Annotated in this window: 15 protein-coding genes and 1 pseudogene; 8 read left to right on the forward strand and 8 right to left on the reverse strand. The window is 66.2% G+C overall.

Translation table 11 applies throughout. The annotated features are described in order from the left end of the window. Positions 1–3: 3 nt before the first annotated feature. Both ABD104_RS09670 and ABD104_RS09675 read left to right on the forward strand, forming a co-directional pair. Positions 4–870, forward strand: coding sequence for an IclR family transcriptional regulator (locus tag ABD104_RS09670; RefSeq protein WP_279814728.1), 867 nt, complete (start codon positions 4–6; stop codon positions 868–870). 38 nt (positions 871–908) lie between these two features. Further along, on the forward strand, positions 909–1,961 hold the full coding sequence (locus ABD104_RS09675; protein ID WP_132979091.1) for a beta/alpha barrel domain-containing protein: 1,053 nt from the start codon (positions 909–911) through the stop codon (positions 1,959–1,961). A gap of 41 nt (positions 1,962–2,002) precedes the next feature. Here the strand turns inward: ABD104_RS09675 and ABD104_RS09680 are convergent, their stop codons facing one another. The 4 genes from ABD104_RS09680 to ABD104_RS09695 all read right to left on the reverse strand — a co-directional run bounded on the left by ABD104_RS09680 (position 2,003) and on the right by ABD104_RS09695 (position 5,819). Further along, entirely contained in the window at positions 2,003–3,277 is a 1,275-nt protein-coding gene (locus ABD104_RS09680) for an O-acetylhomoserine aminocarboxypropyltransferase/cysteine synthase family protein (RefSeq protein ID WP_087836794.1), read from the reverse strand. Between the two features lie 82 nt (positions 3,278–3,359). After that, on the reverse strand, positions 3,360–4,343 hold the full coding sequence (locus ABD104_RS09685; RefSeq protein WP_343927432.1) for a tripartite tricarboxylate transporter substrate binding protein: 984 nt from the start codon (positions 4,341–4,343) through the stop codon (positions 3,360–3,362). 47 nt (positions 4,344–4,390) lie between these two features. Further along, the gene (gene catC, locus ABD104_RS09690) at positions 4,391–4,669 is read right to left on the reverse strand and encodes a muconolactone Delta-isomerase (RefSeq protein ID WP_087836796.1); all 279 of its coding nucleotides are present in this window, start codon (positions 4,667–4,669) and stop codon (positions 4,391–4,393) included. Positions 4,670–4,694: 25 nt separating this feature from the next. Beyond that, positions 4,695–5,819, reverse strand: a complete 1,125-nt coding sequence (locus tag ABD104_RS09695) for a muconate/chloromuconate family cycloisomerase (protein WP_087836797.1) — start codon at positions 5,817–5,819, stop codon at positions 4,695–4,697. Between the two features lie 97 nt (positions 5,820–5,916). Between ABD104_RS09695 and ABD104_RS09700 the strand changes: the two genes are divergently transcribed. Next, on the forward strand, positions 5,917–6,828 hold the full coding sequence (locus ABD104_RS09700; protein WP_087836798.1) for a LysR family transcriptional regulator: 912 nt from the start codon (positions 5,917–5,919) through the stop codon (positions 6,826–6,828). Positions 6,829–6,830: 2 nt separating this feature from the next. Here ABD104_RS09700 and ABD104_RS09705 read toward each other — a convergent pair whose 3' ends face one another. Next, complete coding sequence (locus tag ABD104_RS09705) at positions 6,831–7,601, reverse strand: phytanoyl-CoA dioxygenase family protein (RefSeq protein WP_087836799.1); 771 nt, start codon at positions 7,599–7,601, stop codon at positions 6,831–6,833. A gap of 472 nt (positions 7,602–8,073) precedes the next feature. Between ABD104_RS09705 and ABD104_RS09710 the strand changes: the two genes are divergently transcribed. From ABD104_RS09710 to ABD104_RS09725, 4 genes are all read left to right on the forward strand, one after another. Then, positions 8,074–8,652, forward strand: coding sequence for a nucleotidyltransferase domain-containing protein (locus tag ABD104_RS09710; RefSeq protein WP_243724383.1), 579 nt, complete (start codon positions 8,074–8,076; stop codon positions 8,650–8,652). Beyond that, positions 8,636–9,067: a hypothetical protein gene (locus ABD104_RS09715; protein ID WP_343927433.1), complete on the forward strand. Its 432-nt coding sequence runs from the start codon at positions 8,636–8,638 to the stop codon at positions 9,065–9,067. Before ABD104_RS09710 ends, ABD104_RS09715 begins: the two co-directional genes overlap by 17 nt. Positions 9,068–9,406: 339 nt before the next feature. Further along, a complete protein-coding gene (locus tag ABD104_RS09720) occupies positions 9,407–9,664 on the forward strand; it encodes a type II toxin-antitoxin system RelE family toxin (RefSeq protein WP_087836810.1) in 258 nt (85 codons plus the stop codon). Positions 9,665–9,699: 35 nt separating this feature from the next. Next, positions 9,700–10,041 carry a helix-turn-helix domain-containing protein gene (locus ABD104_RS09725; RefSeq protein WP_087836811.1) on the forward strand — a complete coding sequence of 114 codons (342 nt, stop codon included), beginning with the start codon at positions 9,700–9,702 and terminating at the stop codon, positions 10,039–10,041. Between the two features lie 68 nt (positions 10,042–10,109). On the opposite strand, the gene ABD104_RS09730 is transcribed toward ABD104_RS09725, so the two are convergent. Together ABD104_RS09730 and ABD104_RS09735 are read right to left on the reverse strand one after the other, a co-directional pair. Continuing rightward, positions 10,110–11,084: a Bug family tripartite tricarboxylate transporter substrate binding protein gene (locus tag ABD104_RS09730; protein ID WP_087836812.1), complete on the reverse strand. Its 975-nt coding sequence runs from the start codon at positions 11,082–11,084 to the stop codon at positions 10,110–10,112. Positions 11,085–11,163: 79 nt separating this feature from the next. Next, positions 11,164–12,126 (reverse strand): Bug family tripartite tricarboxylate transporter substrate binding protein, encoded by a 963-nt coding sequence (locus tag ABD104_RS09735; RefSeq protein WP_338617476.1) that lies wholly within the window; start codon positions 12,124–12,126, stop codon positions 11,164–11,166. Between the two features lie 122 nt (positions 12,127–12,248). On the opposite strand from ABD104_RS09735, the gene pcaQ reads away from it, so the two are divergent. Further along, positions 12,249–13,208 carry a pca operon transcription factor PcaQ gene (gene pcaQ / locus ABD104_RS09740; protein ID WP_087836814.1) on the forward strand — a complete coding sequence of 320 codons (960 nt, stop codon included), beginning with the start codon at positions 12,249–12,251 and terminating at the stop codon, positions 13,206–13,208. 34 nt (positions 13,209–13,242) lie between these two features. Here the strand turns inward: pcaQ and ABD104_RS09745 are convergent. Then, positions 13,243–13,536, reverse strand: a pseudogene (locus ABD104_RS09745) (Kdo hydroxylase family protein); the annotation flags it as partial. Positions 13,537–13,614 lie beyond the last annotated feature (78 nt).

The raw sequence follows: 13,614 nt of genomic DNA on the forward strand, positions 1-13,614 counted from the left end.
AGCATGAGGACCAGCGCCGCAAAGAAGACGGAACCGGAAGCACCCGCGACCTCGGCCAAGGGAGCGGGGCCCGCGCTGCTGGAGTCGGTGGCCATCGTCTTCACGATACTCGACCAGTTGGCCGCGGCACGGCGTCCGCTGGGCGTGACCGAGCTGGCGCTGGCCATCGACGAGCCCAAGCCGCGCGTCTACCGGCACCTGGCTTCCCTGCGGCAGATCGGCATCGTCGAACAGGATCTGGTCAGCGAGAAATACCGGCTGGGCGCCAAGCTGGTGTCCTACGGAACCGCCGCGGGCGAGCAGTTCGACCTGCGGCTGATCGCCGATCCCTACCTGACGCAGCTGCGCGACCAGACCAGCCAGACGGCGCTGCTGTCCGCGGTCACCGAGGACTCGGCGCTGGTCATCTCATCGGTGGAGTCGACCAACCAGGTCTGCATCACCGTCAAGCCCGGCAACCGCGTGCCGCATCACTGCTCGGCCCAGGGCCGGATCGTGCTGGCCTACTGCGATGCCGCCACGCAGCGCAAGATCCTCCGGCGCGAGCTGCAGGCCTACACCGACCGCTCCATGGTCGAACCTGCGCGCATCCTGGAACGCCTGGCGTTGATACGCGAGCGGCTGTTCGAAGAAGCCAACGGCGAGGTGCTGGAAGGCATCAACGTGCTGGCCGCGCCCATTTTCCGCGGTTCGGAAAAGAGCGACGAGCTGGTGGGCATCATAGGCGTGATCGGCGCGAGCAAGGACGTGCCTTCGCCGCCGCCGCCCGGCATGGTGAAGCTGGTGCAGCAGGCCGCCGCCGCGCTGACCGAGCGCCTGAACGGGGTTTCCTACAAGCACCTGGGGCTGGCCGGCGCCGGGAAGAATTGAAGCGGCCGCGTGCCCGGCCGACATCCGAAGAGAATTCGATGTCCAGACTCGAAGTGGCGGTGGGATCGCTGCCCTTGAAGAACCCCGTGATCTGCGGATCGGGGGAACACACCATGACGGCCGACGGTATCCGCGCCGCCCTGCGGGCGGGCGTGGGCGCCGTGGTCGCCAAGTCCGTCAATGAATCGGCCGCGGCCAGGCAGCAACTGGACCGTACCGACTACGCGCTGCTGGGCAGCGACTGGCGCCGGCTGCCTTGGAACTTCGCGCCGCCCGCCGACGCGCAACTGCTGTGCCGCTCGGGCCTGATCCAGCTGGAGTTCGAACCCTGGATGGAGCAACTGGTCGCGCTGGATCGCGAAGCCGCGGCGCAGGGCGCCTACGTCATCCCCAGCCTGATCCTGAGCGATCTCGACCAGTGCGCGCGCTATGCGCGGGCCATCGAGCAGATGGGCCTGCGGGTGCTGGAAGTGAACATCGGCGCGCCCCACGGCGAGGAGGCCGCGCGCGGCGCCATCGTGCTGGAACGCAGCAGCGAACGCATCACGACCATCGTCCGCACGCTGCGTGCCGCGACCCGGCTGCCGCTGTGGATCAAGCTGACCGGGCAGAGCGAGGACGTCGCGGCCCTGGCCGAGGCGGCCAGACAGGCGGGCGCGGACGCGGTGGTGATGATGGGACGCTTCATGGGCTTCCTGCCCGATCTCGACACCGAGGCGCCCGTGCTGGGCACGTCGGCCGCGCTGGGCGGCGGCTGGGCGCTGCCGCTGACGGCACGCTGGCTGGCGCTGAGCCGCAAGCGGCTGGGGCCGGACTACCCCCTGCTGGCCACCAACGGCGCGCGCAGCGGCCTCGACGTGGCCCGGTTCCTGCTGGCGGGCGCCTGCGCCACCGAGATGACCTCGGCGGTGTTCACCGGGGGGTACGAGGTGCTGGCGCGCAGCGTGCGAGAGCTGGACGAGTACGTGCAGGGCCGGGGCAAGCGCGCCGCCGACCTGCTGGGCGTGGCGGCCGACCGGCTGGCGTCCTATGCCGACCAGGCTTCGCGGCCCGGATACTGGCAGAGCTTCGTGCCGCCGGCGGCTGCCTGAGCCCATGCGGGAGGCAGCCGTCCGGCTGTCTCGTTGCCGGGTCAGGCCGCGGCCAGCGCCTGGTCCAGGTCGTCGATCAGGTCATCCAGGTGCTCGATGCCGATGGACAGCCGCAGCATGTCCTCGCTCACGCCGGCCTTCTTCAGCTCGTCGGCATCCAACTGGCGGTGGGTGGTGGACGCGGGATGCGTGGCCAACGAACGCGCATCGCCGATGTTGACCAGTCGCGTGAAGAGCTTGAGCGCATCCAGCACCCGGGCGCCGGCCTCGCGGCCGCCGGTCTTCAGGCCGAACGACAGGATGCCCGAGGCGCGTCCGCCCATGTAGCGCTGCGCCAGGTGGTGGTCGGGGTGGCCGGACAGGCCGGCGTAGTTGACCCAGCCGACCTTGGGGTGGTCCTGCAGGTATTGGGCGATGGCCTGGCTGTTGTCGCAGATGCGGTCCATGCGCAGGGGCAGGGTCTCGATGCCTTGCAGCACCAGGAAAGCGTTGAAGGGCGACAGCGCGGCGCCGGTGTTGCGCAGCGGCACGACCCTCGCGCGGCCGATGAAGGCCGCCTCGCCCAGGGCTTCGGTGTAGACCACGCCGTGGTACGAAACGTCGGGCTCGTTCAGCCGGCGGAAACGATCCTTGTGCTTCGCCCAGGGGAACTTGCCGCTGTCGACGATGGCGCCGGCCATGCTGTTGCCGTGGCCACCCATGTACTTGGTCAGCGCGTGCACGACGATGTCGGCGCCGTGCTCGAACGGCCGGCACAGGTAGGGGCTGGGGACGGTGTTGTCCACGATCAGGGGGATGCCGTGGGCGTGCGCGATGTCCGCCAGCGCGGCGATGTCGGTGACGTTGCCCAGCGGGTTGCCCACCGACTCGCAGAAGATGGCCTTGGTCCGCGCATCGATCAGCGGGGCGAACGACGCGGGATCGGACGGGTCGGCGAAGCGCGTCTCCAGGCCCTGCTGCGGGAAGGTATGGGCGAACAGGTTGTAGGTGCCGCCATACAGTGTGCTGGCCGCGACGATGTTGTCGCCGGCTTCGGCGATGGTCTGTATCGCGTAGGTGATGGCCGCCATGCCCGATGCCAGCGCCAGCGCGCCCACGCCGCCTTCGAGCGCGGCCACGCGCTTCTCCAGCACGTCGGTGGTGGGGTTCATGATGCGGGTGTAGATGTTGCCCGGCACCTTCAGGTCGAACAGGTCGGCGCCATGCTGCGCGCTGTCGAAGGAGTAGGCGACCGTCTGGTAGATGGGCACGGCCACCGCGTGGGTCGTGGGCTCGGGGCTGTAGCCGGCGTGTACCGCCAGGGTTTCTATTTTCATGGGGCTGTCTCCGCAGTTCCGCTTCGATGAACGGCGCATTATGCGCGAGGATGCGCTTCGGAGATAGCCCCGGGTTCGCGTATCACTCCATCCTGATTCCGCGCGATTCGATCAGCTCGCGCCCGCTCTTGATTTCCGAGGCGAGATAGTCGCGCAGTTCGGCGGGCGATCCGCCTATGGGCTCGGCGCCGATCGAGGCCAGCGTGCCTTGCACCTTGGGCGCCTTCAGCGCGTCGCGCATGGCGCGGTTCAACTTGTCGATCACGGCGGGCGGCGTGCCGGCCGGCGCGAAGGCGGCGAACCACGGCGTCAGTTCATAGCCGGGCAGGCCGGCCTCGGCCACCGTCGGCACGTTGGGCAGCGCGGCCGAACGCTTGCTGGTGGTGACCGCGATGGGGACGAGCTTGCCGGCATCGATGTGCGGCTTGGACGAGGTGATGCTGTCGAACATGTAGTCGACCTGTCCGCCCAGCATGTCGGCGATCGCCGGGCCGCTGCCCTTGTAGGGCACGTGCAGCATCTGCACGCCGGCCATCTTGGCGAAGAGCTCGCCCGCCAGGTGGATGGAGGTTCCCACGCCGGCCGAGGCATAGGTGTACTTGCCGGGATGCGCCTTGGCGAGCGCGATGACTTCCGGCACGGTCCTGGCCTGGATGCGCTGGGGATTGACCACCAGTACGTTGGGCACGACGGCCAGCAGCGAAATGGGCGCGAAATCCTTGACGGGGTCGTAGGCCATGTCGGGATACAGCGCGGGGTTCACCGCCATGCCGTTGGCCACGATCATGATGGTGTAGCCGTCCGGCCTGGCGCGCGCCACCGCGGTGGCGCCGATGTTGCCGCCGGCGCCCGCGCGGTTCTCGATCACGAAGGACTGGCCCAGGCTCTTGCCCATGGCTTCGCCCAGCGTGCGCGCGATGTTGTCCATGGCGCCGCCCGGCGGGAAGGGAACGATCCAGCGGACCGGGTGGTCCGGGTAGCCGTCGCCCGCGGCCGCCGCCGCGAGCGGCAGGGCAAACAGGGCGGCCAGGGCCAGGGCGGACGTCGTCTTATGCGGGGGTTTCATCGTTGTCTCCGATATGGATAGTAGATGCGGATGGGCCGCCGGGACGCTCAGTGAATGGACGAGGGGTGGCGGGCCAGCGGCGTGACGTGGATCTCCATGTAGGGAAACAGCGGCAGCGACGACAGCAGGGTGTGCAGCTCGTCGTTGTCGGCCACGTCGAAAATGCTGTAGTTGGCGTACTCCCCCACCACGCGGTAGAGGTGCGGCCATTTGCCCTGCCGCTGCAGGCCTTGGGAATAGGCTTTCTCCGTGGCCTTCAGCGCATCGGCTTCTTCCTTGGGCATGGAGGGCGGCAGGCGTACATCCATGCGGACGAGGAACAACATGTGACTCTCCTGGTGATAGGGCGCTTCAACGGTCGCGGCGGTAGCGCGTCAGTTTTTCTTCATCGAGCGCCAGTCCCAGCCCCGGCGCGGTGGGCAGCGTCATCGAGAATTCCTGATAGGCAGGACGTTGCTGGACGACGTCGTCCACCAGCAGCAAGGGGCCGAACAGCTCGGTGCCCCATTCAAGACGGGGCAGGGTGGCGAAGGCGTGCGCGGCGGCCACGGTGCCTATGCTGCCTTCGAGCATGGTGCCGCCGTACAGCGCCATGCCCGCGGCATCGCCGACGGCGGCGGTGCGCAGCACGTCGTAGAGGCCGCCCGACTTGGAGATCTTCAGGGCCAGCACGTCGGCTGCGCCCAGGCGGGCGAGGTCCATGGCGTCCTCAGGGCTGTGGACGGCCTCGTCGGCCATGATGGGCACGACGAAACGCGCGGCCAGCCTGGCCATGCCGGCGCGATGGGCGCGGGGAAGCGGCTGCTCGATCAGATCCACGCCGGCCGCTTCCAGCCGGGCGATGCCGGTGGCCGCCTGCGACTCGCTCCAGGCCTGGTTCACGTCCACGGTCACGCGTGCCCGCGTACCCAGCGCCTGCTTGATGGCGCACACGTGGGCCACGTCCTCGGCCACGGAGCGGCGGCCGATCTTCAGCTTGAAAGTGTCGTGCCGCCGTGCGGCCAGCAGGGACTCGGCCTCTTCGATGTCGCGCCGGGTATCGCCGCTGGCCAGTGTCCAGAGCACGGGAACGGCGTCGCGCACGGCGCCGCCCAGCAGCTTCGAGACCGGTACGCCCAGCCGCTTGCCCTGCGCGTCGAGCAACGCCGTCTCGAGCGCCGACTTGGCGAAGGTGTTGCCGCGCGCCACCCGGTTCATGCGCCGAGCGGCGGCCAGCACGTTCGAGGCATCCTGCCCCAGCAGCGCCGGGGCCAGGTAGGTGTCGATGGCGAGCTTGATGCCTTCGGGGCTTTCCTCGCCGTAGCTCAGCCCGCCTATGGTGGTGGCTTCTCCCAGCCCCTCCGCGCCGTCGGAGCAGCGCAGGCGCACGATGACCAGCGTCTGCACGTTCATGACCGTCATCGCCAACTGATGGGCACGGATGGTGGGCAGGTCGACCAGGATGGCCTCGATCGACTCGATACGTGGGAAAACCATACTTTTCCGGTTTGTTTGGTTCGGGAAGCCAGTATGGGATTCGATTTTTCCTGAGTCCAAGACTATATTTGGCGTTTTCAATACCTTGAAGGTATCGATGGACGTCAGGCAACTCCGCTACTTCCAGGCCGTGGCGCAGGAAATGAACGTGACGCGCGCGGCCGAGAAACTGCACATGGCGCAACCGCCGCTCAGCCGCCAGATACGCGCGCTGGAAGACGAACTGGGAGTGCTTCTGTTCGAGCGCACCGGCCGATCGCTGCGATTGACCGAGGCCGGCCGCTTCCTGCTCGAACACTCGCTGCAATTGACCGCGCGCCTGCAGGAGATCACCGAGGCCACCCGGCGCCTGGGCCAGCAGGGACGGCGCTGGTTCGGCGTGGGCTTCGTGCCGTCCACGCTGTACGGATTCGTGCCGGAGCTGATCCGCCGCCTGCGGGGCGCGGACCGGCACGTCGAGGTGGGCCTGTCGGAACTGACGACATTGCAGCAGATGGAAGCGCTCAAGGCGGGGCGCATCGACATCGGGTTCGGGCGCATCCTGTTCGACGATCCCGACATCGAGCGCAAGGTACTGATGGCCGAACCGCTGGTGGCGGTGGTGGCGCGCGCCCATCCACTGGCCCGGCGCGCGCGCCGCGGGGTGGATGCGGCCGAGTTGGCCGCGCAGCCTTTCATCCTGTATCCGGCGCGGCCGCGGCCCAGCTACGCCGATCACGTGCTGGGCCTGTTCCGGGCGGCAGGCCATGGGCTGGACGTGGTCCAGGAGGCCAACGAACTGCAGACCGCCATCGGACTGGTCGCCGCCGGCCTGGGCGTGACCGTGGTGCCCGCGTCGGTGCAGCGCCTGCAGCGCGAAGATATCGTCTATGTGCCGCTGGACAGCCCCGGATTCACCTCGCCGGTGATCGTAAGCCGCCGCCGGGACGACCGGTCACCGTTCCTGCTGCAGGCCGGCGCGCTGGCCGATGAGCTGGCGGCCGAGGAACTGCGCGCGCATGCGCGCTAGGTTCATGCGCCTTCCAGGCTGATGCTGCCCTTGGCGGCCGAACGGGTGCCGGGCAGCGGACGGTTGCTGGCGGCGTGGTAGGTGAACACCGCCGAGAACTTCACCTCGTCCGTGGCGTTGCGGTCGGCCGCGTGCAGGGTATTGCAGTGGAAAAACATCACATCGCCCGCATGCAGCTCCGGCACGATGGCGCGCTCGATGACCGCGCGGTTGGCGGGCAGGTCGTCGCGGAAGAACTTGCGTTCATCGAAGCGCGAGGCATCGAAGCTTTCCCGGTGCGATCCCGGCACCAGGTGCAGCGCGCCGTTGCGGTCCACCTCGTCGCCCAGCGCCAGCCAGATCGAGACCATGTCGTCGCGCTGGAACGACCAGTAGCGGAAGTCCCGGTGCCAGCCCGTGAGCGTGCCGTAGCGCGGATGCTTGGTCATGACGCAGTTGTGATGGGCCAGCGACAGCTTGGCCGGTTCGCCGAAGTACGCCGCCATCCAGTCGCGGATGGGCGCACAGGTCGCGTACTGCCGATAGGCCTCGTCGCGCGACCACGCATCCAGCAGCCGCCGCACCGTCCGCCCGCCCTCGGCCTCGCGCGAGGTCGGCGCGCCCGGATAACCCAGGTCCGCCTCGTACTCGATGGGCTCGATATGGGCATTGAGCTGCGCGCGCGCGATCTGCAGCAGCGCCGCGCAGGCGTCGTCATCCAGGAAATTGCGCACCACCACCAGACCATCCCGGCGCAGTGCCGCGATCTGTTCATCGCGTGACAGGCTAGCCATGCTGCTCTAACACAAAAGAAGAAAAATCAGCTGCCTAGGATACGCTGAATTCCTTCGAAAAACGCTTGCACCCTTGCCCGTCTGCTGGATCTGGCGGGCTGGGTTTTCGCGGGCTGGCGGTCCAGCGTGGGTTTGAAGGGAGGACGAGTCCCGATCGGCGCGCGTGAATTGGATAGAAGCGGGGCGGGTTAAGTATGATGGTTTGGCTATGACAGCGGTTGTTCTGTTGGGCGGCGTGGATCGTTGAAAAAACGGTGGATTTTGTGAGGACGGTTTTTTCTTTTTAAAACAAGTGCTTAGGGTTGGTGTTCCCCGCGAGAGTGGGGAGGTTACTCGGGTGTATGCCTGATCTTGGCCAAGGGTGCATTCTTGCAGTAGCCAATTCGCCTGTAGAAATACCTTGAATTAAATACCCATATTGGGTAAATTCATTCCCAATATGGGTATGTTTTGCTTCACCATGCACTCTAACTTGGCCGATGCCCTATTCCCTCGAACCAAACAGCGCGTGTTGGGATTGCTGTTCGGCCAGCCTTGGCGCAGTTTCTATGCCAACGAGGTGATGGGAATCGTGGCCAGTGGCTCCGGCGCGGTTCAGCGTGAGTTGGCGGCCTTGGCTCAGAGCGGCCTGGTCACCGTCAAGGCTGTTGGCAATCAAAAGCACTATCAGGCCAACCCAGACTCCCCGATTTTTGAGGAACTGTGTGCGATCGTGCAGAAGACGATAGGGTTGGCAGAACCTTTGCGCAGTGCTCTTCGGCCTCTGGAGCGTCGAATCACCGCGGCGTTTGTCTACGGTTCTGTTGCGAAGAAAATGGACACGGCGCGAAGCGACATTGATCTTATGCTTGTGAGCGATGACGTGAGCTACGGAGATGTCTTTGAAGCATTGGAAGAGGCAAGCCACACACTGGGGCGGCCAGTGAACCCCACTATCTTGACTCGCGCGGAATTCTTGAAGCGGGTGACCGTACAGGAGTCTTTCCTTTCCCGAGTGCTGGATCAGCCCAAGCTCTGGATCCTGGGAGGCCCCGATGACCTCCCCGTTTGAGAGCCTGACCGGCCCAGGCAAGCCGCTCAAGGCGGAGCCGCCGGACGCCAAGGAATTCGACGGCTTGAAGAGGTCAGGTCATGCGAGGCTGAAGGACGCACTCAATTCGTCCCTGTCCATCGAGAGCCGTTTCGATCTGGCCTACAACGCCGCCCACGCACTTTGCCTGGCTGCGCTGCGATGGAACGGGTATCGGTCAACAAATCGCTATCTGGTTTTCCAATTGCTACCCCACACATTGGGTCTCGGACCGGCGGTCTGGCGAGTGCTCTCGAAGTGTCACGACATCCGTAATCTCGGTGAGTATGAAGGAGATTTGAGTGTCGATGATCGGATCGTCACAGACCTTGTGGCGGCGTGCCAGGTAGTGGCTGACAAGGTCGATGCCCTTGCTCCGCTAGGTTCTGTCCGCTGAGAAATAAGCTGCAATGTCTGGTTGACATGACGAGTTGAAGCCTGTTCTTTCGGCTTTTTAACGAGTTGAGTTTCCTGGAAAAAAGTTGGTAGATTTTTGGCGTCCGATTTTCTCTTTTGAAAACAATCGGTTATGTTTGGTGTGTTCCCCGCGAGAGCGGGGATGAACCGCCGAATGCCGATATCGTCAGGCGCTGGAGCACGTGTTCCCCGCGGGAGCGGGGACGAATCATGTTCCGCGCTCACGCATGAGCCCCGTGCGCTACCTGCTGCGCGATCCCCGAGTCATGGATTTTATATAGGTTTTCCTATAAAATAACCTATATTCGATAAGGCACAGATGTACACCATCAACTGGATGAAGAAGGCTCGCAAGCAACTGGCAACGGTTGGTACGCAGAAGGCCCGCGAAGCGATTGTTGATGCCGTGTCCACGTTGGTGGACTTGCCCAACGCCCAGAATGTGAAAGCCCTCACGAAGCACCAGTACGGTTACCGCCTGCGCGTCGGTAAGTATCGAGTGCTATTCGACGCGGATCATGAAATCCGAATCGTCGAAGTGCAAGAGGTGAAGAAGCGCGACGACCAGACGTACTGAAACCCCATCCGGGCAATAGCCCGGCGGAGAATGCGATGAGCACGAATCACACCATCATCAACACTAGCGACGGCCGGCCAGCCTTCGTTGTGCTTCCCTACGACGAATACATTGCGCTGACTGGCAATAAGCCGCGCATCCCCGCGGGGGAGGCGGTGCCCCATGAGGTGATCAGCCTTCAGGTCAAGAACGGATGGAGCCTGATCCGGGCGTGGCGGGAGTACCTTGGGATCACCCAGGCGGAAATGGCCGCGCGTCTTGAGGTGCGGCAACCGACCTACGCGAACATGGAAGGCCCCGATGCCCGGCCGCGCAAGGCGACCCGGGCCCGCATTGCCCAAGCGCTCGGGATTTCGCTCGATCAGCTTGATGCCTAGTGTTCCCCGCGGGAGCGGGGATGACCCGACAGTGGGCGCTTGTCCGCCGCAGCCACGGGAAGCTCCTCTTACTCCACCGTGATCTTGTTCGCCGTCGCCAGCTCCTTCCAGCGGCGGGTCTCCCCCTGGATGAACGTGGCGAACTCGGCTGGCGTGCCGCCCACGGTGTCCAGCCCGAGCTTGTTCAGCTTGGCGCGGGTATCCGGATCCGACACGGCCGCCTTGACCTCCTTCGCCAGGCGGTCGACCACTGCCGGCGGCGTGCCCTTGGGCACGAAGAAGCCATTCCATTCCAGCACTTCGAAGTTCTTGAAGCCGTTTTCCGCGATGGTGGGCGTATCGGGCAGCGCGGCCATGCGCTTGGCGGAGGTGACGGCCAGCGCCTTGAGGCGGCCGGACTGGACGTAGGACAGGCCCGACGCGGCGTTGGCGAAGTAGGCGTTCACCTGTCCTCCCATCACGTCGGCCAGGGCCGGAGCGCCGCCCTTGTAGGGCACGTGCAGCATGTCGATGCCGGCCTGGTTCTTCAGCAGCTCGCCCACGAGGTGGGCGGGGCTGCCGGCGCCGTACGAGGCGTAGCTGACCTTGCCCGGATGCTGGCGGGCGTAGTCCACGAATTCTTTGAAGCTCTTGTAGGGGGCGTCGGGGTGGACGACCAGGATGTTGGGCACGGTGACCGCCAGCGACACGGGCACGAGGTCCTTGTCCGGATCGAAGGGCATCTTGCGCAGCGCGGGGTTCACCGCGTAGGTGGAGGCGTCGTACAGCACGGTATAGCCGTCGGGCGTGGCCTGGGCCACCGCCTGCGCGCCTATCATGCCGCTGGCGCCCGGCCGGTTGTCGATCACGACCTGTGTGTGCAGTGCCGTGCCCAGCCGCTGCGCGATCACCCGCGCCGCATTGTCCGCGCCGCCGCCGGCCGAGTAGGGGACGATGACGCGGATGGGACGGCTGGGATAGTCCTGGGCGTGGCCGGGCGATGCGACGGCCGCGGCAAGCGTGGCAACGATGCCGGTGGCGGCCAGACGGGTGAATGCGGGCATGGGGGTCTCCGGGGGCAGATATCTTGTCGGCGCGGCCGCTGCGTCGCGGCCTGCCCCCGTAGTGTAGTAGTCAGGCGGCCTATTCCTTGATATCGATGCGTTTGACCACCTCGGCCCACTTGGCCGTGTCGCGCTTCAGGGTTTCTGCGGCCTGCGCGCCCACCTGGCCCACCGGCGTCAGGTCCAGCGAGGTCAGGCGCTGGCGCACGGGCGCTTCCTGCAGCGCGGCCGTCACGGCTTCCTGCAGGGCCTGGAGCACGGCGGCCGGCGTGTCCTTGGGCGCCATCAGGTACTGGTTGAACGAAGCGTCGATGTTGGGCAGGCCGACCTGCGGCAAGGTGGGCACGGTGGGCGCCATGGGCGAGGGCCGGGCCGAGGACACCGCCAGCGCGGTCAGCCGTCCGGCCTGGACGTTGGGCAGGACCGTGGGCGTCGCCAGGAAGCCGCAGTCGACCTGGCCGCCCATGACGTCGGTCATCGCCGGGCTCGGACCCTTGTAGGGCACGTGGGTCATGGCGACGCCGGCCTTGCTCAGGACCAGTTCGGCCGCGAGATGGCCGGGCGAGCCCTGGCCGCCGGATGCGTAGGTCATCGGCGTCTGCCGGGCGCGCGTGATCAGTTGCTCCATGGACGTGAGCTTGAGCGCGGCGCCGCACACCATCATCTGGTTGAAGTTGGCCACCAGCGAGACCGGCACGAGATCGGTGCGCGGGTCGAAGTCCATCTTCTTGTAGACGAAGGGATTGACCGTGACCACGGTGTCGGGCGTGACCAGCAGCGTGTAGCCGTCGGGCGCGGCCTTGGCGACCTGTTGCGCGGCCAGGCCGTTGTTGGCGCCGGCGCGGTTTTCCACGACGAAGGTCTGCTTGAAGCGGCTGCCCAGGCGTTCGGCCAGGACACGGGCGACCATGTCCGAAGGGGCCCCCGGAGGCGAGCCGACGAGGACGCGCACGGGCTTGGAGGGATAGTCGGACTGGGCCTGCGCCAGCGGAGACGCGGCAAGGACGGCGGCGGCCAGCAGGGCCGGTCGAAGAACGGGCATGGTCTCGCTCCTGATGCTGATGTTTTGCCGCAGTGTATTTAGTTATTTTGGTTATGAAAAATGAAAAATAAGAAGAGTTGATTTCCTTTTGGTTATGATTCTGGCAGGACGAGAGAGGATGCATGCAGGAACACGGCATATCCATGGGACTGGGCCGCATCAAGCTGCGGCATCTCCAATGCCTGGTCGCCATCGCCGCGTACCGGCAAATGGGGAAGGCTGCCGATGCGCTGGGCATCTCGCAGCCGGCCATCTCCAAGACCCTGGCGGAGCTCGAGGACGTGGTGCAGGCGCAGCTCGTGGTCCGCGGCAAGCGCGGCGCGTCGCTGACGGACAAGGGCCGCGTGCTGTTGGGCTACGCCGGCAGCAGCCTGCGTACGCTGCGCGAGGGCCTGGATCACGTATCGTCGGCCGTGCGAGACGACGCGGCGGTGATCGCGATCGGCACGCTGCCCACCGTCGCCCCCACCATCGGGCCGCAGGCTGCCAGCCTGTTCAAGCGCCAATGGCCGTCGGTGCGGCTGAGCGTGCATACGGGTGTGAATGCGGGCCTGCTGGCGCTGCTCAAGCAGGGCGAACTGGACCTGGTGCTGGGGCGTGTGGCGGAGCCCTCGGAAATGCTGGGCCTGTCATACGAGCACTTGTACGAGGAACCGGTGGTGGTGGTCGCGCGGCCGGGGCATCCGTTGGCGCGGGCCCGCCGCGTGGAGCCCGAGGAGATCGCCGCCTGCGGCATGGTGGTGCCGCTGCCGGGCACGGCCATCCGCCACACCATCGACTCGTACATGGTCCGTCATGGCGTGGGCGTGGGACGCGAGGCGATCGAGACCCTGTCCGATGCCTTCGCCCGATCCTACGTGGCCCACACCGACGCGGTCTGGATGATCGCGCTGGGAGTGGTCGAGCACGACCTGCGCGCCGGCAGCCTGGTCCGGCTGGCCTGCGACACGCAGCACACCTCGGCCTCGGTCGGGCTGACGCTGCGCAGCGACGCGGTGCCTTCGCACGCGGTGCGGGCGCTGATCGAATGCATACGCGCCGCGGCCGCGCAGCGGCGCGAGCAGGCCGAGGGAAATGCCTGAAACGGCCGCGCGGGGCGCGGCCACGGGAAGGGCGCTAGTGCGCCGCGGCGACCTGCCGCGCCAGCACGCGCTGGGGTGAAAGGTCGGGCCGGGCCATGGCCGAGACCGGCAGCAGGTAGGTCTGCTCCAGCATGAACTGGCCGGTCATGGCGGCGTGCGGGGTCTGGTCCGAGAAGCAGATCCAGGTGCTGCCGGGCGGGAATTCGATGCTTTCCTGTATGCCGTCGCGCTGGTAGCCGGCGTCGGCCTTCATGCGGTCGTGCAACTGCAGCATGAAATGGTCATAGGCGCTGCGGCGGCTCTTGGTGATGAATCGCACCGAGTTTTGAGGAGGCTCCAACCTTTGAGAAAATGGAGCCATGAGCAAGAACAACAAATTTTCGCCTGAAGTCCGTGAGCGTGCCGT

It is taken from the genome of Pigmentiphaga daeguensis, assembly GCF_039523035.1.
In the GTDB taxonomy this organism is placed as follows: domain Bacteria; phylum Pseudomonadota; class Gammaproteobacteria; order Burkholderiales; family Burkholderiaceae_B; genus Pigmentiphaga; species Pigmentiphaga daeguensis.

Excerpts from the sequence above, each read along its gene's own strand:
- ABD104_RS09675 (WP_132979091.1), top strand. The coding sequence starts at position 909 with ATGTCCAGACTCGAAGTGGCGGTGGGATCGCTGCCCTTGAAGAACCCC.
- ABD104_RS09720 (WP_087836810.1), top strand. The coding sequence starts at position 9,407 with ATGTACACCATCAACTGGATGAAGAAGGCTCGCAAGCAACTGGCAACG.
- ABD104_RS09715 (WP_343927433.1), top strand. The coding sequence starts at position 8,636 with ATGACCTCCCCGTTTGAGAGCCTGACCGGCCCAGGCAAGCCGCTCAAG.
- catC (WP_087836796.1), bottom strand. The coding sequence starts at position 4,669 with ATGTTGTTCCTCGTCCGCATGGATGTACGCCTGCCGCCCTCCATGCCC.
- ABD104_RS09735 (WP_338617476.1), bottom strand. The coding sequence starts at position 12,126 with ATGCCCGTTCTTCGACCGGCCCTGCTGGCCGCCGCCGTCCTTGCCGCG.
- ABD104_RS09730 (WP_087836812.1), bottom strand. The coding sequence starts at position 11,084 with ATGCCCGCATTCACCCGTCTGGCCGCCACCGGCATCGTTGCCACGCTT.
- ABD104_RS09670 (WP_279814728.1), top strand. The coding sequence starts at position 4 with ATGAGGACCAGCGCCGCAAAGAAGACGGAACCGGAAGCACCCGCGACC.
- ABD104_RS09725 (WP_087836811.1), top strand. The coding sequence starts at position 9,700 with ATGAGCACGAATCACACCATCATCAACACTAGCGACGGCCGGCCAGCC.
- ABD104_RS09700 (WP_087836798.1), top strand. The coding sequence starts at position 5,917 with ATGGACGTCAGGCAACTCCGCTACTTCCAGGCCGTGGCGCAGGAAATG.
- ABD104_RS09705 (WP_087836799.1), bottom strand. The coding sequence starts at position 7,601 with ATGGCTAGCCTGTCACGCGATGAACAGATCGCGGCACTGCGCCGGGAT.
- ABD104_RS09685 (WP_343927432.1), bottom strand. The coding sequence starts at position 4,343 with ATGAAACCCCCGCATAAGACGACGTCCGCCCTGGCCCTGGCCGCCCTG.
- ABD104_RS09680 (WP_087836794.1), bottom strand. The coding sequence starts at position 3,277 with ATGAAAATAGAAACCCTGGCGGTACACGCCGGCTACAGCCCCGAGCCC.
- pcaQ (WP_087836814.1), top strand. The coding sequence starts at position 12,249 with ATGCAGGAACACGGCATATCCATGGGACTGGGCCGCATCAAGCTGCGG.
- ABD104_RS09695 (WP_087836797.1), bottom strand. The coding sequence starts at position 5,819 with ATGGTTTTCCCACGTATCGAGTCGATCGAGGCCATCCTGGTCGACCTG.